General features: G+C 79.2%; 1 protein-coding gene. It reads right to left on the bottom strand.

The features are described 5' to 3' along the window. Positions 1-245 precede the first annotated feature (245 nt). A partial coding sequence (locus AB6N23_RS18395; RefSeq protein ID WP_412867397.1) for a thiamine pyrophosphate-dependent enzyme occupies positions 246-1,330 on the bottom strand: 1,085 nt, incomplete at its 5' end.

The raw sequence follows: 1,330 nt of genomic DNA on the forward strand, positions 1-1,330 counted from the left end.
GGCGCGGACGGGGTCGCGGCCGGGGCGGCGGGCGCCTGCTGCGTGGGCAGCGGCTGCGTCGCGCCGGTCGGAGGGAGCGGCTGGGTGGGGTGGTCCTGCGGGTGGCCGCCGCCGGGTCGCGGCTGCTCGGGCGTGGTGGTCATGGCTGCCTCCTTGTCGGCCTCCATTCCAACCCGCCCCGCTGGGACGGGCCTCCCGAGGGGCTGAGAACTTCCTGGACGTCCGCGGGGCGGACGTCCAGGCCCTCAGACCGCGAGCGCGTCGAGCGCCGCCGACGCGGCCGCCGCCACGTCCGCCGTGACCCGCTCCCCCAGGGCCCGCCGCTGCGCCCGGTCGACGCGCACCTCGACGACGCTCACGCCGGTGCCGGGTGCGGCGAGCGCGGGCAGCAGGCCCTCGGCGTCGACGACGCGCGTGTGCCGGACGCCGTACGCCGCGCAGAGCGCGGCGAGGTCGACACCGTGCGGCGTCCCGAAGACCCGCTCGAACACGTCCGCGCGCGCCGGCTCGCCGTGCTCGAGCGTCGTGAAGACCGAGCCGCCGTCGTCGTTCGCGACGACGAGCTGCAGGTCGACCGGGTGCTCGAGGGGGCCGCGCAGCAGACCGCCGACGTCGTGCAGGAACGTGAGGTCGCCGAGGTAGGCGCGCACGCGCCGGTCGGGCAGCGCGAGGGCGACACCCGTCGCCGTCGAGACGGTGCCGTCGATGCCGGCGAGCCCGCGGTTGGCGAGCACGAGCGGCGCGACGTCCCACCGGGCGACGAGGTCGAGGTCGCGCACGGGGTTGGACGCGCCGACGACGAGCACGTCCTGCGGCGTGCTCGCGCGCGCCATCTCGCGGGCGAGGGCCGGACCGGTGACGCGCTGGCCGCTGCGGGAGCGCGGCGCGTCCTCGGGGACGTCGAGCAGCGCGTCGAGCGCGTCGCGGGCGGCGGCGTCGGCGGCGCGCCACGCGTCCAGCCAGCCGGCGGGTGCGCCCGCACGCCCCTGGCGCATGCGGGCGGGCAGCTCCAGCAGCACCTGCGCGGCGTTGCGGCCGGCGTCGGGCCAGTCCGTGCCGCGCGGCGCGACGACGACGAGCTCGACGTCCTCGCGGGCGAGCAGGCGCTGCACGGGTCGGGACAGCGTGGGCCGGCCGAGCACGACGACGCGTCCGACGCGTCCGCCGAGCCGCTCCTGCGCGAGCAGCAGCCGGTACGCGCCGATCGCGGTGGGGCCCTGCCGCGCCCCCGACGACGGCTCGGCCAGCAGCGGCCAGCCGTTCGCCTCGGCGAGGCGGCGCGCCGCCGGCCCCGCACCGTCGCCGGCGACGACGACGGTCGGCACGGGTC

It is taken from the genome of Cellulomonas pasadenensis, assembly GCF_047229365.1.
Lineage (GTDB): Bacteria > Actinomycetota > Actinomycetes > Actinomycetales > Cellulomonadaceae > Cellulomonas.